The sequence below is a fragment of the Methylobacterium brachiatum genome, from assembly GCF_020523825.1.
GTDB classification, from domain to species: Bacteria; Pseudomonadota; Alphaproteobacteria; order Rhizobiales; family Beijerinckiaceae; genus Methylobacterium; species Methylobacterium brachiatum.
Genome location: NZ_JAJALK010000014.1, coordinates 73167 through 87453, shown reverse-complemented (window position 1 = coordinate 87453; position 14287 = coordinate 73167). Strand labels below are relative to the sequence as shown.

The window sequence follows — 14287 nt, the reverse complement described above, 5'->3', positions numbered from 1 at the left end:
ACCTCACGCGGCCTGGACAGCAGCGCGCTGACCGGACAGGACTTTTCCTTTCGCGCCGTCATCGGGCATCATGGCGGCGCGCGGCAAGCGTCCGGCGATGCGGACGGGATATGTGTCGGGCCGCGATGCGGAATTCGGCATGGCTTCGCAGTTGGCAAAGATCGAGGCTGACGGGACGCTCGTCATCCCCGCCGATTTCCGGCGGGAACTCGGGCTTTCGATCGGTGACACCGTCATGGTGGAATTGGCCGAGGACGGTCTGCGGGTCCGCTCCTTGTCTGCAGCAGTCAGGGAAGCGCAGGCTATCGTCCGCGACTTCGCCCCGGCCGATCGGAGCTTGGCCGACGAGCTGATCGCGGAGCGTCGGGCCGAGGCGGCGCGTGAGTGAAGCCTTCGTCCTCGACGCCTCGGCGATTCTCCAACTCAACCCCCTCATCCTGAGGTGCCCGGCGATCGAAGATCGCTGGGCCTCGAAGGAGCCCTCCAGAAACCTCTGCGATCCCTGGAGGGCTCCTTCGAGGCCTCCGCTCTGCTTCGGCACCTCAGGATGAGGGATGGGGGGTGGGATGAACCGTGCAGCGTATCTCAGCCTGCATAGCCGGTTCGCCCGATCCTCTTCACTCGCCATGCTACTATGGCCCGTGCCGTCGCGACCGGAAACGGACCGAAGGGTCCAATCCGAAAAGACGATGCCGATCGGGCGCTACCCCCCTACCCCACCCCAAGCTCCAGCTTCACAGTCACAAGCCCCGGATCCTCCGGGTCCCGCCCCTGCGTGAAGCCGAGCCGGCGGCAGACGGCCAGCATCGGGCGGTTCTCGGCGAGCACCATGCCCTCGACCCGGCCGATCCCCTCGGAGCGGGCCCAGTCGATCATCAGGCGCATCAGCGCGAAGGCGAGCCCGGTGCCCCGTGCGTCGCGGCCGACCGCGATGGCGTATTCGCCGCTCTCATGGTTGGCGTCGGCGTGCAGCCGGACGGCGCCGAGCATGCGCTCGCCGCCTTGCGGGTCGACCTCGGTGGCCACGAAGGCGATGGCCCGGGCGTAGTCGAGCTGGGTCAGCCGGGCCAGGAAGGCGTGGCTGAACTCGCGCACCGGGCCGAAGAAGCGCAGCCGCAGGTCCTCCGGGTCGAGGCCCTTGAAGAAGGCGAGGAACAGGCCCTCGTCCTCGGGGCGCACCGGGCGGACCCGGATCGTCCGGTCCTTGAGCTTGAGGGTGCGGACCCATTCGGCCGGATAGGGACGGATCGCGAAGCGCGGGTGGCCGCGGCCGTGGCGACCCCGCTCCGCGCGCCCGATCCGCACCCGTGCGTCCAGCGCCAGCACGCCGGTCTCGTCGGCCAAGAGCGGGTTGATGTCGAGCTCGCGCACCTGCGGCAGGTCGGCGGCGAGCTGAGACAGCTTCACCAGGGTCAGGGCGATCGCCCCGATATCGGCGGGCGGCACGTCGCGGTAGCCTTCGAGGCGCCGGGCGACCCGGGTGCGGCCGATCAGGTCGCGGGCGAGCGCGAGGTCGAGCGGCGGCAGGCCCAGCGCGCGGTCGTCGATCACCTCCACCGCCGTGCCGCCCCGGCCGAACACCACCACGGGGCCGAACACCGCGTCCTCGGCAAGCCCCGCGATCAGCTCCCGGCGCTGGCCCCGGCGGACCATCGGCTGCACCGCGAAGCCGGTAACCCTTGCATCCGGCCGCTCCCGGCGGGCGCGGGCCAGGATGCTGCGCGCGGCCTCGCGGACATCGGCCTCGCTGGTCAGGTCGAGATGGACGCCGCCGATATCGGATTTGTGCACCACGTCGGGCGAGACGACCTTGAGCGCCACGGTGCCGCCCGCCGCGATGATCGGCCAGGCGGCGGCCGCGGCGGCGTCCTGATCGGGGGCGAGGGTGATCGGCACGGTCGGGATGCCGTAGGCCTCCAGCAGCCCGTTCACGGCAATCGGATCGAGCCAGGCGGCGCCCTGGCGCAGGGCGGCGGCGATGATCGAGCGCGCCCGGGCCATGTCGGGGGAAAAGTCCCGCGGCAGCGAATCCGGCGTGCGCATCAGGTCGTCCTGCGCCTCGCGGTAGCGCACGAGATGCAGGAACCCCTCGATCGCCTCGGAATCGGTGGTGAAATGCGGGATGCCGGCCTGCGCGAAGGCCGCACGCGCGGCCTCGGCATCGCCGAGCGACACCGCGAAGACCGGTTTCTTGCGGGTCTGGCCGGCGCGGGCGCGCTTGACCGTGTCGGCGATCGCCCCGGCCACCGCGCCGGCATCGGACCGGACCGTGGGGACGTGGATCGCCAGCACCGCGTCGCTCGCCCGGTCGGCGAGCAGCGGTTCCAGGGCGGCCGAGAAGGCCGGGCCGCCGGCATCGATGCCGAGGTCGATCGGGTTGCCGGGCGCCCGCCCCTCGATCTCGGGGATCTGCGCCAGGATGCCGGCGCGCTCGGTCAGCCGGTCGGCGGCGAGCAGGCCGATGCCGCGGCCGTTGGTCAGGATCGCCAGCCGGTCCCCCGGGAACGGCCGCTGGCGCCCCAGCGCCTCGACCGCCGAGAACATTCCGTCGAGATCCTGCACGGCCAGCAGGCCGGCCCGCCGGAAGGCCGCGGCATAGACCGCGTCGGGCCGGGCGAGCGCGCCGGTATGGGTCACGGCGGCCCGGGTGTCGGGGCGGTGCCGGCCGGCGCGCAGCACCACCACGGGCTTGGCGCGGGCGGCCGCCCGGGCCGCCGACATGAACCGGCGGGCATCGGCCACCCGGTCGAGGCAGAGCAGGATCGCCCGGGTCCGGTAATCGGCGGCGAAATAGTCGAGGCAGTCGGCCACACCGATATCGAGGACGCTGCCGAGCGACAGCACCGCGGAGAAGCCGGTCCCGTGCCGGGCGGCCCATTCGACGATGGCGGCCGCCACCGTGCCGGATTGCGAGACCAGCGCGAGGTCCCCCGCCGCCGGGGCGTGGGCGAACAGGCTGGCATCGAGCTTGGCGCCGGGCACCGCCAGGCCGGCGCTGTCGGGTCCGAGGAGGCGCAGGCCCTGCGCCCGGGCGATCCGGTGCGCGACCGGGCCGGGATCGTCCGGCCCGCGGCCGAGCCGGGCGGTGAGGATCACGGCCGCCCCGGCGCCGATTGCGGCGGCCTGGGCAACCACCTCGGGCACGCTCGGCGGCGGCACCGCGATCAGCACGAGATCCGGCACCATCGTGAGGTCGGCCACCCGCGGCACGCAGGGCAGGCCGTCCACGGAATCGTGATCGGGCTGGACCGGCAGGATCGCGCCGGGAAAGCCCGCCCGGCGCAGGCTGTCGAGCACGCTGCGCCCGAGGGAGCCCTCCCGCGCCACGGCCCCGACCAGCGCGACCGAGCGCGGCGCCAGGAGCTTGTCGAAGCGGTAGGTGCTCACGGCGCCGAAGGCTTGAATCTGTGCGCGCGCATGGGGTGCCCCTCGCCCGGGGTGACGCGCGCGGCCGGGGCGTGCGGCGCCCCGCCCGCGGGCGCACCCGTCGCCCTACCAGATGGCACAATCTCCCGCGCGTGCAACGCCCGGATGCACCGATACCGCGGCGCCCACTGGGCACCGGAACCGATCCGGGCCCCGATGCGACCGGGTTCGGCGCCAAACCCGTGTTGCGACGCGTTCGCGCGCCGGGCCGGCCTCCACTTGGGCGGCGAGCCTTCTAGCCGGCTCTGCACAGTATACGACAAAGCACGCCGCGACCAGGTCGGCTGTTGTGAGGACTTATAATTTGGTCTTGCCCTTATATTGATCGCACCATAGTACCTGCGCCTTTATAGGCCTGTATCAGCCTCAGCAGACACAGATTCCGGCCGGCACACGCCGAACGATGGCGGCCGAGACGAAGCGATGGGAGGTTTCGGAATGGATGCCACGGTCGGAGAGGACCTGGATTATCTCACGTTGTCCGTCGACATCGTGTCGGCCTTCGTGAGCAACAATCCGGTGCCCGCGCCGGAACTGCCCGGGCTGATCGCCGCGGTCCACGCGACCCTGCACGGCCTGAGCCAGCCCGCGGCCCCACCGGCGGAGGAACTCCGGCCGGCCGTCTCGGTCCGGCGCTCGATCCAGCCCGACTACATCGTGTGCCTGGAGGACGGGAAGAAGTTCAAGTCGCTCAAGCGGCACCTGCGCACCCACTACAACCTGACGCCCGAGGCCTACCGGGAGAAATGGGGCCTCGCCCCCGACTACCCGATGGTGGCGCCGAACTATGCCGCCGCGCGCTCCAGCCTCGCCAAGAGCATGGGTCTCGGCCACCAGCGCCGGAAGGGCCAGACGGGCTAGGTAAGCGGGCCGGCATCCACAGCTTTCCCGCCGGGATTCAGCATCGGGCAAGGGGCGCTTGCCAGGGTCGACGGGCTCATCCGCGACCCGAGATCCGATGCCCGGCAAGCCCAACCCCGTCGCCCGCCTGTTCTGGACGGCCGCGATCGGCTGCCCGTTCGGGCTCTGGTACGGACCGCCTGCCTTCGCGGCCACGGGGCTCGCCCTCGCGCTGGTGCTGATGCGCCATCTCGGGCGGCCCCGGCGGTTCCGGGCGCGGGTGCGCCGGATCGCCCGGGCCCATGCCGAGACCCTCGCGCTGCGGCGGCGGCAGGAGAGTTTTTGCGACGCCTACGGCAACCGGATCGAGGATGGCTGGCTGCGGGAGCGCGCGTATTTCCTCGACCGTACCGTCCTGCCGCAGATCGGGCCGCATTTTGCCGACCTCGCCGAGTCGGAGCGCCCCCGGATGCTGGCGATCGTGGAGGCGGAAGCGGCGGCCGTCGCGCTGCCCGAGGAGGACGAGGCGCCGGGCGACGGGATCGATTACGAGCGCTACTGCGCCGAGCGCCTGGCCCGGGCGGGGTGGCGGGCGCATCGGACCCCGCCGAGCGGCGACCAGGGCGCCGACATCGTGGCGGTGCGCGACGGCCTGCGCCTGATCGTGCAGTGCAAGCGGCTGGCGAAACCGGTGGGCAACGCCGCCGTGCAGGAGGCGGCGGCCGCCCTGCGCTACTGGGCGGGCGACCGGGCCGCGGTGGTCTCGAATGCCGGGTTCACGCCGGCGGCGCGCCGCCTGGCGGCGGCGACCGGCGTGCTGCTCCTGCACCACGACGCCCTGGACGACATCGACCTCGCCGGCGCGCACCGGAGCTAGCGCAATCAGGTCCCGGGATCCCGAAGGGCCGAGGCCCTTTGGCGGGGATCGGGGCGGGGCCCCGACGACCTCAGAGAACCTTGAGCAGCGCCTCGGCGCCGGAGACCTCGGTCTTCGACGGGGTCTCCTCGATGTTGAGGATCTTCACCACGCCGTCCTTGACCAGCATCGCATAGCGCTTCGAGCGGATCCCGAGGCCGAAGCCGGTGCCGTCCATCTCGAGGCCGATGGCCTTGGCGAAATCGGCATTGCCGTCGGCCAGGAATTCGAGGCCCTCCGCGCCGCTCGCCTTGGCCCAGGCGTCGAGCACGAACACGTCGTTGACGCTGGTGACCGCGATGGCGTCGACGCCGCGGGCCAGGATCTCGTCCTTCTTGGCGACGAAGCCCGGCAGGTGGTTGCGGTGGCAGCTTGGCGTGAACGCGCCGGGCACGCCGATCAGCACCACGCGCCGGCCCTTGAACACGTCGTCGGTGGTGCGGGCGATCGGGCCCTCGGGGCCTGTCACCCGGAAGGTCGCCTGGGGCAGGTGGTCGCCGACCTGGATCATCGCGGGTCCCTTCAGCTGACGCGCGCTCGGATCGCGCGCTGAACAATCGCGCCTGACCTAGCGTGGCGGGCCGGGCCTGTCGAGGACGGGGCGGCGGCGGTCGTCACGCGCCGAGCAGCCTGATGAAGGCGGCGCCGGCGCCGAAGAAAGCCGCGCCGTGAGCTTGGCCGCCGCGGCCATGCGCTTGCGCTGCCCGGTGGATCCGGGCGGCTGCGCCGCGCTGCCGAAGGCGGCCGGTGATGCCGCTTCCGCCAGGGAACGCCTCCCTCTCACGGCCGGATCGGGCCTGCGCGCGGTCCAAGGCCCGAAGGCCGAGAAATATAGCGATCCGTCCGCAGATTCGACAGCGCCTTTCGGGGGCGGCGCCGGCAACGGGCCCGCGCGCTTTGTCCGCTGGACAAGGCCCGGCGGCCGCGTAGCATACGCGCATGCCGAACCCAGCGTCGCCCACGCATTCCACGCTCACCGGCTCGAGCTTCCTCGACGGCCAGTTCCTCGTGGCGATGCCCGGGATGGCCGACGAGCGCTTCGCCCGCTCGGTGATCTATGTCTGCGCCCATTCGGCCGACGGCGCGATGGGCATCATCGTCAACAAGGCGGCCACCGACATCAGCATGCCGGACCTGCTGGTCCAGCTCGACGTCGCCCCGGAGGCGGACGCAATCCGGCTGCGCGAGCGGGTCGGGCACATGCCGGTGCTGATGGGCGGCCCGGTGGAGGGCCGGCGCGGCTTCGTGCTCCACACCGACGATTTTCACATCCAGCAATCGACGCTGATCATCGACGACGGCATCTGCCTGACCGCCACGGTCGAGATCCTGCGGGCCATCGCCAGCGGCGAGGGGCCGGCGAGTGCCGTGCTGGCCCTGGGCTATGCCGGCTGGCAGGCGGGGCAGCTCGAGAGCGAGATCATGGCCAATGGCTGGCTCAACTGCCCAGCCGACCCGGCGCTGATCTTCGACACCGACCTCGAGGCCAAGTACGAGCTGGCGCTGCGGGCCAACGGCATCGACCCGGCCATGCTGTCGATGAGTGCCGGGCGGGCCTGAGGCGGCGTCCCGAACGGGCGACCGCCGGCTTTCGGATCGGGACGATGCCCTGACCGGCCGCTATTCCGGCGGCATCTCGCCGGCCGTGTCCGGGTTCACCCCGTCGACGGCGGGTTCGGCGGCCGGCTTCGGCCGGGACCGGCGCGGGGCGACCGAAGCGGTCGGCACCGCGGTGTTGGCGCCGAGCCGGGTGGCGAGCGCCAGGGCCCGGTTCTCGGTGACCCGGAGGTGGCAGAAGCCGTGCGTGCCCTCGCGGGCGTAGCCGCGGCAGAGCTGCTCCCGGTCGGCCGAGAAGGCCGCCTGCTCACTCACGATCGGCCGGACGTCCTCGCGCCGGGCGCGCTGGGTCATCAGCTTGTAATTGTCGCGCACCGCCTTGTCGGCGACGCCCCGGGCGGTGTCGAACTCCCCGGCCCGGGGGATCAGCGTCGCGCCGGCCGGGCCCCAGAGACCCACGGGTGTCGTGGCGCAATCGGCGTTCGAGAAGGTGCAGACCGGCCCCTGGCCCAGGGACGAGACCAGGATTCCGCCCTCGACCACGTCGAAGCGCAGCGGGCACTCGGCCCCGGCGGCCTCGAAGCGTGGCGCACCCTCGGGCTTGCCCTCGGAGGACAGGGTGATGGGATTGCCGTTCGCGAGCGGCACCGTGCAGGATTCGGCCGGCTGGGAGATCTTGGTGCCGGGCAGCTTGATCCGCGCCGTCACGGATGGGCCGGCCCGCTCCAGCTTCAGGGTGCCGGACGTCCCGTTGAGCTGCAGCTCCTGCCCGATCACGCCGTCCTCGGAGGGAGCCTTCAGCACCACCGGGCGCGCCGGGACCGGCGCGGGCCGGGGCGCCTCGGGACCCGGGGCCGCCGGGCCCGGCTCCCCGGGGGCCGGGGCGGCGGGCGGGCCCTCGGGCACGCCGCGGGGCGGCACCGGCGGGCGCTCGGGCTTAATGCCGAACAGGCGCTCGAAGAAATTCTGGGCCTGCGCCGGCGGGGCGGCGAGCGTCGCGGGCAGCGCGAGGGCGGCTGCCAGAAGGGGGAGCAGGAGGCGGCGGGTCCGTGGCATCGGGCTCTGACGGGAAGACGAGGTGGCGGGGCCACGCTCAACCCCTTGTCGAAGTGTTAACACGCCATCGATGGCCTGGACGTGGCAGCGGAGCAACAAAATGCGGCGACGCCATCGGGCCAAACCCGGCCTCACGGCGGGATTTTTCAGGCCGGACAAGGCTTTGGCGAAAAACGCGCCGGCCGGCGCGAACGGGCCGGCTTCGCCTTGCGAGCCCGTCCGGGGGTTCTTATATCGCCCTCGACGCGGGATTATGCGCTGGATTTCAGCCGTTCACGGCCCTTGATCCGGCCCGGGTCCCATACTCACATCACACTCAACCCGCCATGGGCCGAGCTGCTTCGGGGCTCGGCGGTCTGCTTGAACGCGACAGAAGAGGGATCCCACCATGGGTAAAGTTATCGGTATCGATCTGGGCACCACGAACTCCTGCGTGGCCGTCATGGAAGGCACGCAGCCCCGGGTCATCGAGAATTCGGAAGGCGCCCGCACCACGCCGTCGATCGTCGCCTTCACGGATGACGGCGAGCGGCTCGTCGGCCAGCCGGCCAAGCGCCAGGCGGTCACGAACCCCGAGCGCACGTTCTTCGCCATCAAGCGTCTCGTGGGCCGCACCTACGACGACCCGATGACCCAGAAGGACAAGGGCCTCGTCCCCTACAAGATCGTCCGCGGCGACAACGGCGATGCCTGGGTCGAGGCCGACGGCAAGAAATACTCGCCTTCGCAGATCTCCGCCTTCACGCTGCAGAAGATGAAGGAGACCGCGGAGTCGCATCTCGGCCAGCCGGTCACGCAGGCGGTCATCACGGTCCCGGCCTACTTCAACGACGCCCAGCGTCAGGCGACCAAGGATGCCGGCAAGATCGCGGGCCTCGAGGTGCTGCGCATCATCAACGAGCCGACCGCGGCCGCGCTCGCCTACGGCCTGGACAAGAAGAAGGCCGGCACCATCGCGGTCTACGACCTCGGCGGCGGCACCTTCGACGTCTCGATCCTCGAGATCGGCGACGGCGTGTTCGAGGTGAAGTCGACCAACGGCGACACCTTCCTGGGCGGCGAGGACTTCGACAACCGGATCGTCGAGTACCTGACGGCCGAGTTCAAGAAGGAGCAGGGCATCGACCTGACCAAGGACAAGCTCGCCCTCCAGCGCCTCAAGGAGGCCGCCGAGAAGGCGAAGATCGAGCTGTCCTCGGCCACGCAGACCGAGATCAACCTGCCCTACATCACGGCCGACCAGACCGGCCCGAAGCACCTCGCGCTGAAGCTCAGCCGGGCGAAGTTCGAGTCGCTGGTGGACGACCTGGTGCAGCGCACGATCGAGCCCTGCCGCAAGGCGCTCAAGGATGCCGGCGTCTCGGCCTCCGAGATCGACGAGGTGGTGCTGGTCGGCGGCATGATCCGCATGCCCAAGATCCAGGAGGTGGTGAAGTCCTTCTTCGGCAAGGAGCCGCATAAGGGCGTCAACCCCGACGAGGTCGTGGCGATCGGCGCCGCCGTGCAGGCCGGCGTGCTCCAGGGCGACGTCAAGGACGTGCTGCTCCTGGACGTGACCCCGCTCTCGCTCGGCATCGAGACGCTGGGCGGCGTGTTCACCCGGCTCATCGACCGCAACACCACGATCCCGACCAAGAAGTCCCAGACCTTCTCGACGGCCGAAGACAACCAGAACGCCGTCACGATCCGGGTCTTCCAGGGCGAGCGCGAGATGGCGGCCGACAACAAGCTGCTCGGCCAGTTCGACCTCGTCGGCATCCCGCCGGCACCCCGCGGCATGCCGCAGATCGAGGTGACCTTCGACATCGACGCCAACGGTATCGTCAACGTGACGGCCAAGGACAAGGCGACGAACAAGGAGCACCAGATCCGCATCCAGGCCTCGGGCGGCCTCTCGGACGCCGATATCGACCGGATGGTGAAGGACGCCGAGGCCAATGCCGAGGCGGACAAGAAGCGCCGCGAGCTGGTTGAGGTGAAGAACCAGGGCGAGAGCCTGATCCACGCCACCGAGAAGTCGGTGACCGAGTTCGGCGACAAGGTTCCGGCCGCCGACAAGGGCGCGATCGAGACCGCGATGACCGCGCTCAAGACCGCGCTCGAGGGCGACGACGTCGAGACCATCAAGGCCCGGACCACGGACCTGATGCAGGCCTCGATGAAGCTCGGCGAGGCGATGTACAGCGCCAACCAGGGTGCCGGCGCCGAGGCCGGTGCCGAGGCCGGAGCCTCCGAGAAGAAGGACGACGTCATCGACGCCGACTTCCAGGAGGTCGACGAGAAAGACCAGAAGAAGCGCGCCTGAGGCGCAGTTTCGACAGAACCGAGCGGGGCCGGAGCGATCCGGCCCCGCCTCTGCTTGAGACGCGCTGTTGCGCGGGTGCCGCAGGAACCGGATATCGTCCGCCGTCAGCGTCGGGCCGGCCGGCTCATGCTAGATCGGCGGGATCGTCATGATCGCGACGATGCCTCGACCCGCTCACCCTGCTCAAGACCTGCCCCGAGGGACCCGCCGCGGCGGACCTGACGGGCCCAGGGATCGCAGCGCCTTCTGATTGTCCGGAGACTGGGTGGGATGTCGAAGCGGGACTATTACGAGATTCTGGGGGTCGCCAAGACCGCCACGGAAAGCGAGCTGAAGGTCGCTTTCCGCAAGCTCGCAATGACCTATCATCCCGACCGCAATCCCGGCGACAAGGAAGCCGAGATCAAGTTCAAGGAATTGAACGAGGCCTATCAGTGCCTCTCGGACGGCCAGAAGCGCGCGGCCTACGACAAGTTCGGCCATGCCGCCTTCAGCCAGGGCGGGGGCGGCCCCGGATTCGGCAACGAGTTCGGCGACTTCATGTCGGACATCTTCGACAACTTCTTCGGCGACGGCCGCGGCGGCGCCCAGCGCGGGCGCGGCGGTGGCGCCCCGGGTCGCGAGCGCGGCTCCGACCTGCGCTACAACCTCGAGATCACCCTCGAAGAGGCCTTCATCGGCAAGGCCGAGACCATCCGGATCCCGACCTCGGTGACCTGCGAGGCCTGCGACGGCTCGGGCGCCAAGCCCGGCTCGAAGCCGCGGACCTGCCCGACTTGCGCGGGCTACGGCCGGGTGCGGGCCGCGCAGGGCTTCTTCGCCATCGAGCGCACCTGCCCGAATTGCCACGGCCGCGGCGAGATCGTCGACGATCCCTGCACCACCTGCCAGGGCGCCGGCCGGGTCAACCGCGAGCGCACGCTCTCGATCAACGTGCCGGCGGGCGTCGATGACGGCCTGCGCATCCGGCTCGCCGGCGAGGGCGAGAGCGGCCTGCGCGGCGGTCCGCCCGGGGACCTCTACGTCTTCCTCTCGATCAAGCAGCACGAGTTCTTCCAGCGCGACGGCGCCGACCTGTTCTGCCGGGTGCCGATCTCGATGGTCACGGCCGCGCTCTCGGGCGAGATCACCGTTCCGGTGATCGACGGCTCGCAGACCCAGGTGCGGATCCCGGCCGGGACGCAGACCGCCAAGCAATTCCGGATCAAGGGCAAGGGCATGCCGGTGCTCCGCTCGCGGGAGGTCGGCGACCTCTACATCCAGGTCTTCGTCGAGACGCCGCAGAACCTGACCAAGCGCCAGCGCGAGCTGCTCCAGGAGTTCGACCAGTCGGCCTCCCCGGAGAACCACCCGGAATCGGCGGGCTTCTTCGCCAAGGTCCGGGACTTCTTCGGCAGCGCCGTCCGGCCATGAGGCTTTGATTGAACGCGCTCGCCGACGCCGAACCGGCCTCCCCTTCGGCTGCGCGCGCTCCAAGGCCGGATCCGAACCCGTGCACGCCCGTTATGCATCGGGCGAGCGTGGCATGCTTACCCTAGGCGCCGGGCCAGCTTGACTGTAAGACGGCGCGTTGCCTTAGCCTTCCATTCCCATCGGCTTCGAGGAATTCAGGACTTGCCGCCGCTCCGCCGTCCCAGCGCGAAGGCCCCTGCCGCCAGGGGTGACAGTCTTGGGCCGCGGCGCGACCCTCTCGAGGACGAGGCCCGCTTCCTGCGGTCCTGGTTCGAGCGGCCGCTCGTCACCGGCGCGGTGACGCCCTCGGGCAAGATGCTCGCCCGGACCATGGCGTCCTATGTCGATCCGCGCCGCGAGGGCCCGGTGGTCGAGCTCGGCCCCGGCACCGGCCCGGTCACGGAGGCGCTGATTCGCCGGGGCATCGCGGCCTCACGGCTGATCCTGGTGGAGTTCAACCCCGATTTCTGCCGCCTGCTGACCCGCCGCTTCCCCGGGGTCACGGTGATCCGGGGCGACGCCTACGACATGCGCGCGACCCTGAAGACGGTGCTGACCCAGCCCGCCGCCGCGACGATCTCGAGCCTGCCGCTGTTCACCAAGCCGCTCGAGCAGCGCCTCGACCTGCTCAACGCCGCCCACGACCTGATGCAGCCGGGCGCGCCCTTCGTGCAGTTCACCTACGCGGTGGTGCCGCCGATCCCGGCCCGGTGCGAGGCCGGCAGCTACACCGCCGACCGGTCGAACCGCGTCTGGCTGAACCTGCCGCCCGCGCGGGTGTGGGTGTACCGGCGGCCCTAGGGCACCACCGCTCGGCGATACCGGATCGCCCTCACCGTCATTGCGAGCGCAGCGAAGCAACCCAGCAGCGCGCGATTCCCTAACGTGGCGGATCCCCGGGTCGCTTCGCTGCGCGCGTGATGACGGCGTGGCTGGAGGGATCCCAACCACGCCCATTCCGCTCCTCGCCGAACCTGAACAACGCCTGAGGGCCAAACTCACGTCAGCGTCAACTTAAAGGCGTCACACCGGGGGCACAGCCGGTCGCGGCAGCGCGACCGGAGAGGCACAGGAGGACGCCGATGTTCACCAAGACCGCACGCCTACGCCTGGCCGCCGCCGCCCTGGCGCTCGGGGGGATCACCCTCGGGGCGCCCGCGATGGCCGCGCCGCTCGGCCTCGACACCGGCCTGCATCAGGGCGCCGGCGACATCGTGGATGTCCAGTACGGCTACGGATACGGCCATCGCCACGGCTTCGGCCCGCGTCACGGTTTCGGACCGGGCTTCCGCGGCCACCACCATCACGGCTGGGGCCGCGGACGCGGCCATCATTACGGCTGGGGCCACCATCGCGGTTTCGGCCATCACCGTCACGGCGGCTGGGGTCACCGTCACGGCTACGGCCGCTGGTAAGGCGGACGGGGCCGGGTCCTACCCGGCTCCCACCCGCTCGATGATCGGCGGCCGGCCGGATGGCGCTTCGCCCATCCGGTAGGCCGCCCGCAGACCCGCCTCCGCCCGGTCGGCGGCGGCCGCGTCGGCCGCATGGACGATCCCGAGCAGGCCGGACGCATCCCCGGGACCCGCGAGATCGGTGAACCCGACCCGCGGGTCGATCGCGTCCTCGGGCCGGGTCCGGCCGCCGCCGAGCCCGATCACCGCCAGCCCGATCGCCCGCGTGTCGATGCCTGCCACCGTGCCGTCCTGCCGGACCGGCCGCTGCACCGGCGCCGCGGGCAGGTAGCGCGCCGGCGCCTTCAGCAGATCACCCGGGCCGCCCAGCGCCACGACCATCTTAGAAAAAATCTCGGCCGCCCGGCCGGAGGCGAGAGCCGTCTCCAGGCGCTCGGCCGCCGCGTCCCGGTCCGGCGCGAGGCCGCCGGCGACCAGCATCTCGGCGCCGAGGGCCAGAGTGACCGCGTGGAAGCGCGGCTCCCGGCGGGCGCCGGTCAGGTAGTCGAGCGCGTAGGCCACTTCGAGCGCGTTTCCGGCGGCGCTGGCGAGCGGCGCATCCATGTCGGTGATCAGCGCGGCGGTGCGCAGGCCGGCCCCCTCGGCCACCGTCACGATGCTCTCGGCCAGCGCCCTGGCCTCGTCGAGCCCGGCCATGAAGGCGCCGGAGCCCTGCTTGACGTCCATCACCAGGCCCTGGAGCCCGGCGGCCAGCTTCTTCGACAGGATCGACGCGGTGATCAGGTCGAGGGATTCGACCGTGCCGGTGACGTCGCGGATCGCGTAGAGGCGCCGGTCAGCCGGGGCCAGCTCGGCGGTCTGGCCGATGATCGCGCAGCCGACCTCACCGACGACCCGGCGGAATGTGTCGAGCCCCGGGGTGGCGTCGTAGCCCGGGATGCTGGCGAGCTTGTCGAGCGTCCCGCCGGTATGGCCGAGGCCGCGGCCGGAGATCATCGGCACGAAGCCGCCGCAGGCCGCCACCATCGGGGCGAGCGGCAGGCTCACCGTGTCGCCGATGCCGCCGGTGGAATGCTTGTCGAGAACCGGGCCCGGCAGGTCCCAGGCGAGGACCCGGCCGGATTCGGCCATCGCCCGGGTCAGCGCCACGCGCTCGGGCAGCGCGAGGCCGCGGAAGAACACCGCCATGGCGAAGGCCGCCGCCTGCCCCTCCCCGACCGCGCCGTCGGTGAGGCCGCGGACGAAGGCCGCGATCTCCTCCGGATCGAGCGTCAGGCCGTCCCGCTTGGCCCGGATGGTTTCTTGCGGCAGGCGCATGCC

The 14287-nt window shown here is 71.2% G+C and carries 12 protein-coding genes; 8 read left to right on the top strand and 4 right to left on the bottom strand.

Going from position 1 to position 14287, the window contains the following annotated elements:
- The first annotated feature begins 70 nt into the window (after positions 1-70).
- Entirely contained in the window at positions 71-388 is a 318-nt protein-coding gene (locus tag LGR69_RS24750; protein ID WP_230367664.1) for an AbrB/MazE/SpoVT family DNA-binding domain-containing protein, read from the top strand.
- 323 nt (positions 389-711) lie between these two features.
- On the opposite strand, the gene LGR69_RS24745 is transcribed toward LGR69_RS24750, so the two are convergent.
- Positions 712-3387, bottom strand: coding sequence for a bifunctional acetate--CoA ligase family protein/GNAT family N-acetyltransferase (locus LGR69_RS24745; RefSeq protein WP_230367663.1), 2676 nt, complete (start codon positions 3385-3387; stop codon positions 712-714).
- A gap of 477 nt (positions 3388-3864) precedes the next feature.
- Between LGR69_RS24745 and LGR69_RS24740 the strand changes: the two genes are divergently transcribed.
- Both LGR69_RS24740 and LGR69_RS24735 read left to right on the top strand, forming a co-directional pair.
- Positions 3865-4287: a Ros/MucR family transcriptional regulator gene (locus LGR69_RS24740; RefSeq protein WP_007560331.1), complete on the top strand. Its 423-nt coding sequence runs from the start codon at positions 3865-3867 to the stop codon at positions 4285-4287.
- Between the two features lie 97 nt (positions 4288-4384).
- Positions 4385-5143 (top strand): restriction endonuclease, encoded by a 759-nt coding sequence (locus LGR69_RS24735; protein WP_007560334.1) that lies wholly within the window; start codon positions 4385-4387, stop codon positions 5141-5143.
- Positions 5144-5213: 70 nt separating this feature from the next.
- Here LGR69_RS24735 and LGR69_RS24730 read toward each other — a convergent pair whose 3' ends face one another.
- On the bottom strand, positions 5214-5693 hold the full coding sequence (locus LGR69_RS24730; protein WP_230367662.1) for a peroxiredoxin: 480 nt from the start codon (positions 5691-5693) through the stop codon (positions 5214-5216).
- Positions 5694-6121: 428 nt separating this feature from the next.
- On the opposite strand from LGR69_RS24730, the gene LGR69_RS24725 reads away from it, so the two are divergent.
- Positions 6122-6742 carry a YqgE/AlgH family protein gene (locus LGR69_RS24725; protein ID WP_230367661.1) on the top strand — a complete coding sequence of 207 codons (621 nt, stop codon included), beginning with the start codon at positions 6122-6124 and terminating at the stop codon, positions 6740-6742.
- A gap of 60 nt (positions 6743-6802) precedes the next feature.
- Here the strand turns inward: LGR69_RS24725 and LGR69_RS24720 are convergent, their stop codons facing one another.
- On the bottom strand, positions 6803-7795 hold the full coding sequence (locus tag LGR69_RS24720) for a hypothetical protein (RefSeq protein ID WP_122161999.1): 993 nt from the start codon (positions 7793-7795) through the stop codon (positions 6803-6805).
- A gap of 388 nt (positions 7796-8183) precedes the next feature.
- Between LGR69_RS24720 and dnaK the strand changes: the two genes are divergently transcribed.
- From dnaK to LGR69_RS24700, 4 genes are all read left to right on the top strand, one after another.
- Positions 8184-10100, top strand: coding sequence for a molecular chaperone DnaK (gene dnaK / locus LGR69_RS24715; RefSeq protein ID WP_007560342.1), 1917 nt, complete (start codon positions 8184-8186; stop codon positions 10098-10100).
- A gap of 270 nt (positions 10101-10370) precedes the next feature.
- Positions 10371-11513: a molecular chaperone DnaJ gene (dnaJ, locus tag LGR69_RS24710; protein ID WP_007560344.1), complete on the top strand. Its 1143-nt coding sequence runs from the start codon at positions 10371-10373 to the stop codon at positions 11511-11513.
- A 201-nt stretch (positions 11514-11714) separates the two neighbouring features.
- Positions 11715-12353, top strand: a complete 639-nt coding sequence (locus LGR69_RS24705; protein ID WP_007560347.1) for a class I SAM-dependent methyltransferase — start codon at positions 11715-11717, stop codon at positions 12351-12353.
- A 281-nt stretch (positions 12354-12634) separates the two neighbouring features.
- Positions 12635-12967, top strand: coding sequence for a hypothetical protein (locus LGR69_RS24700; RefSeq protein ID WP_007560349.1), 333 nt, complete (start codon positions 12635-12637; stop codon positions 12965-12967).
- 18 nt (positions 12968-12985) lie between these two features.
- On the opposite strand, the gene deoA is transcribed toward LGR69_RS24700, so the two are convergent.
- Complete coding sequence (gene deoA, locus LGR69_RS24695; protein ID WP_230367660.1) at positions 12986-14284, bottom strand: thymidine phosphorylase; 1299 nt, start codon at positions 14282-14284, stop codon at positions 12986-12988.
- Positions 14285-14287 lie beyond the last annotated feature (3 nt).

Bases quoted from the DNA above. Each gene is read 5' to 3' on its own strand.
- LGR69_RS24750 (WP_230367664.1), top strand. From the start codon at position 71: ATGGCGGCGCGCGGCAAGCGTCCGGCGATGCGGACGGGATATGTGTCG.
- LGR69_RS24740 (WP_007560331.1), top strand. From the start codon at position 3,865: ATGGATGCCACGGTCGGAGAGGACCTGGATTATCTCACGTTGTCCGTC.
- LGR69_RS24735 (WP_007560334.1), top strand. From the start codon at position 4,385: ATGCCCGGCAAGCCCAACCCCGTCGCCCGCCTGTTCTGGACGGCCGCG.
- LGR69_RS24730 (WP_230367662.1), bottom strand. From the start codon at position 5,693: ATGATCCAGGTCGGCGACCACCTGCCCCAGGCGACCTTCCGGGTGACA.
- LGR69_RS24725 (WP_230367661.1), top strand. From the start codon at position 6,122: ATGCCGAACCCAGCGTCGCCCACGCATTCCACGCTCACCGGCTCGAGC.
- LGR69_RS24720 (WP_122161999.1), bottom strand. From the start codon at position 7,795: ATGCCACGGACCCGCCGCCTCCTGCTCCCCCTTCTGGCAGCCGCCCTC.
- dnaK (WP_007560342.1), top strand. From the start codon at position 8,184: ATGGGTAAAGTTATCGGTATCGATCTGGGCACCACGAACTCCTGCGTG.
- dnaJ (WP_007560344.1), top strand. From the start codon at position 10,371: ATGTCGAAGCGGGACTATTACGAGATTCTGGGGGTCGCCAAGACCGCC.
- LGR69_RS24700 (WP_007560349.1), top strand. From the start codon at position 12,635: ATGTTCACCAAGACCGCACGCCTACGCCTGGCCGCCGCCGCCCTGGCG.
- deoA (WP_230367660.1), bottom strand. From the start codon at position 14,284: ATGCGCCTGCCGCAAGAAACCATCCGGGCCAAGCGGGACGGCCTGACG.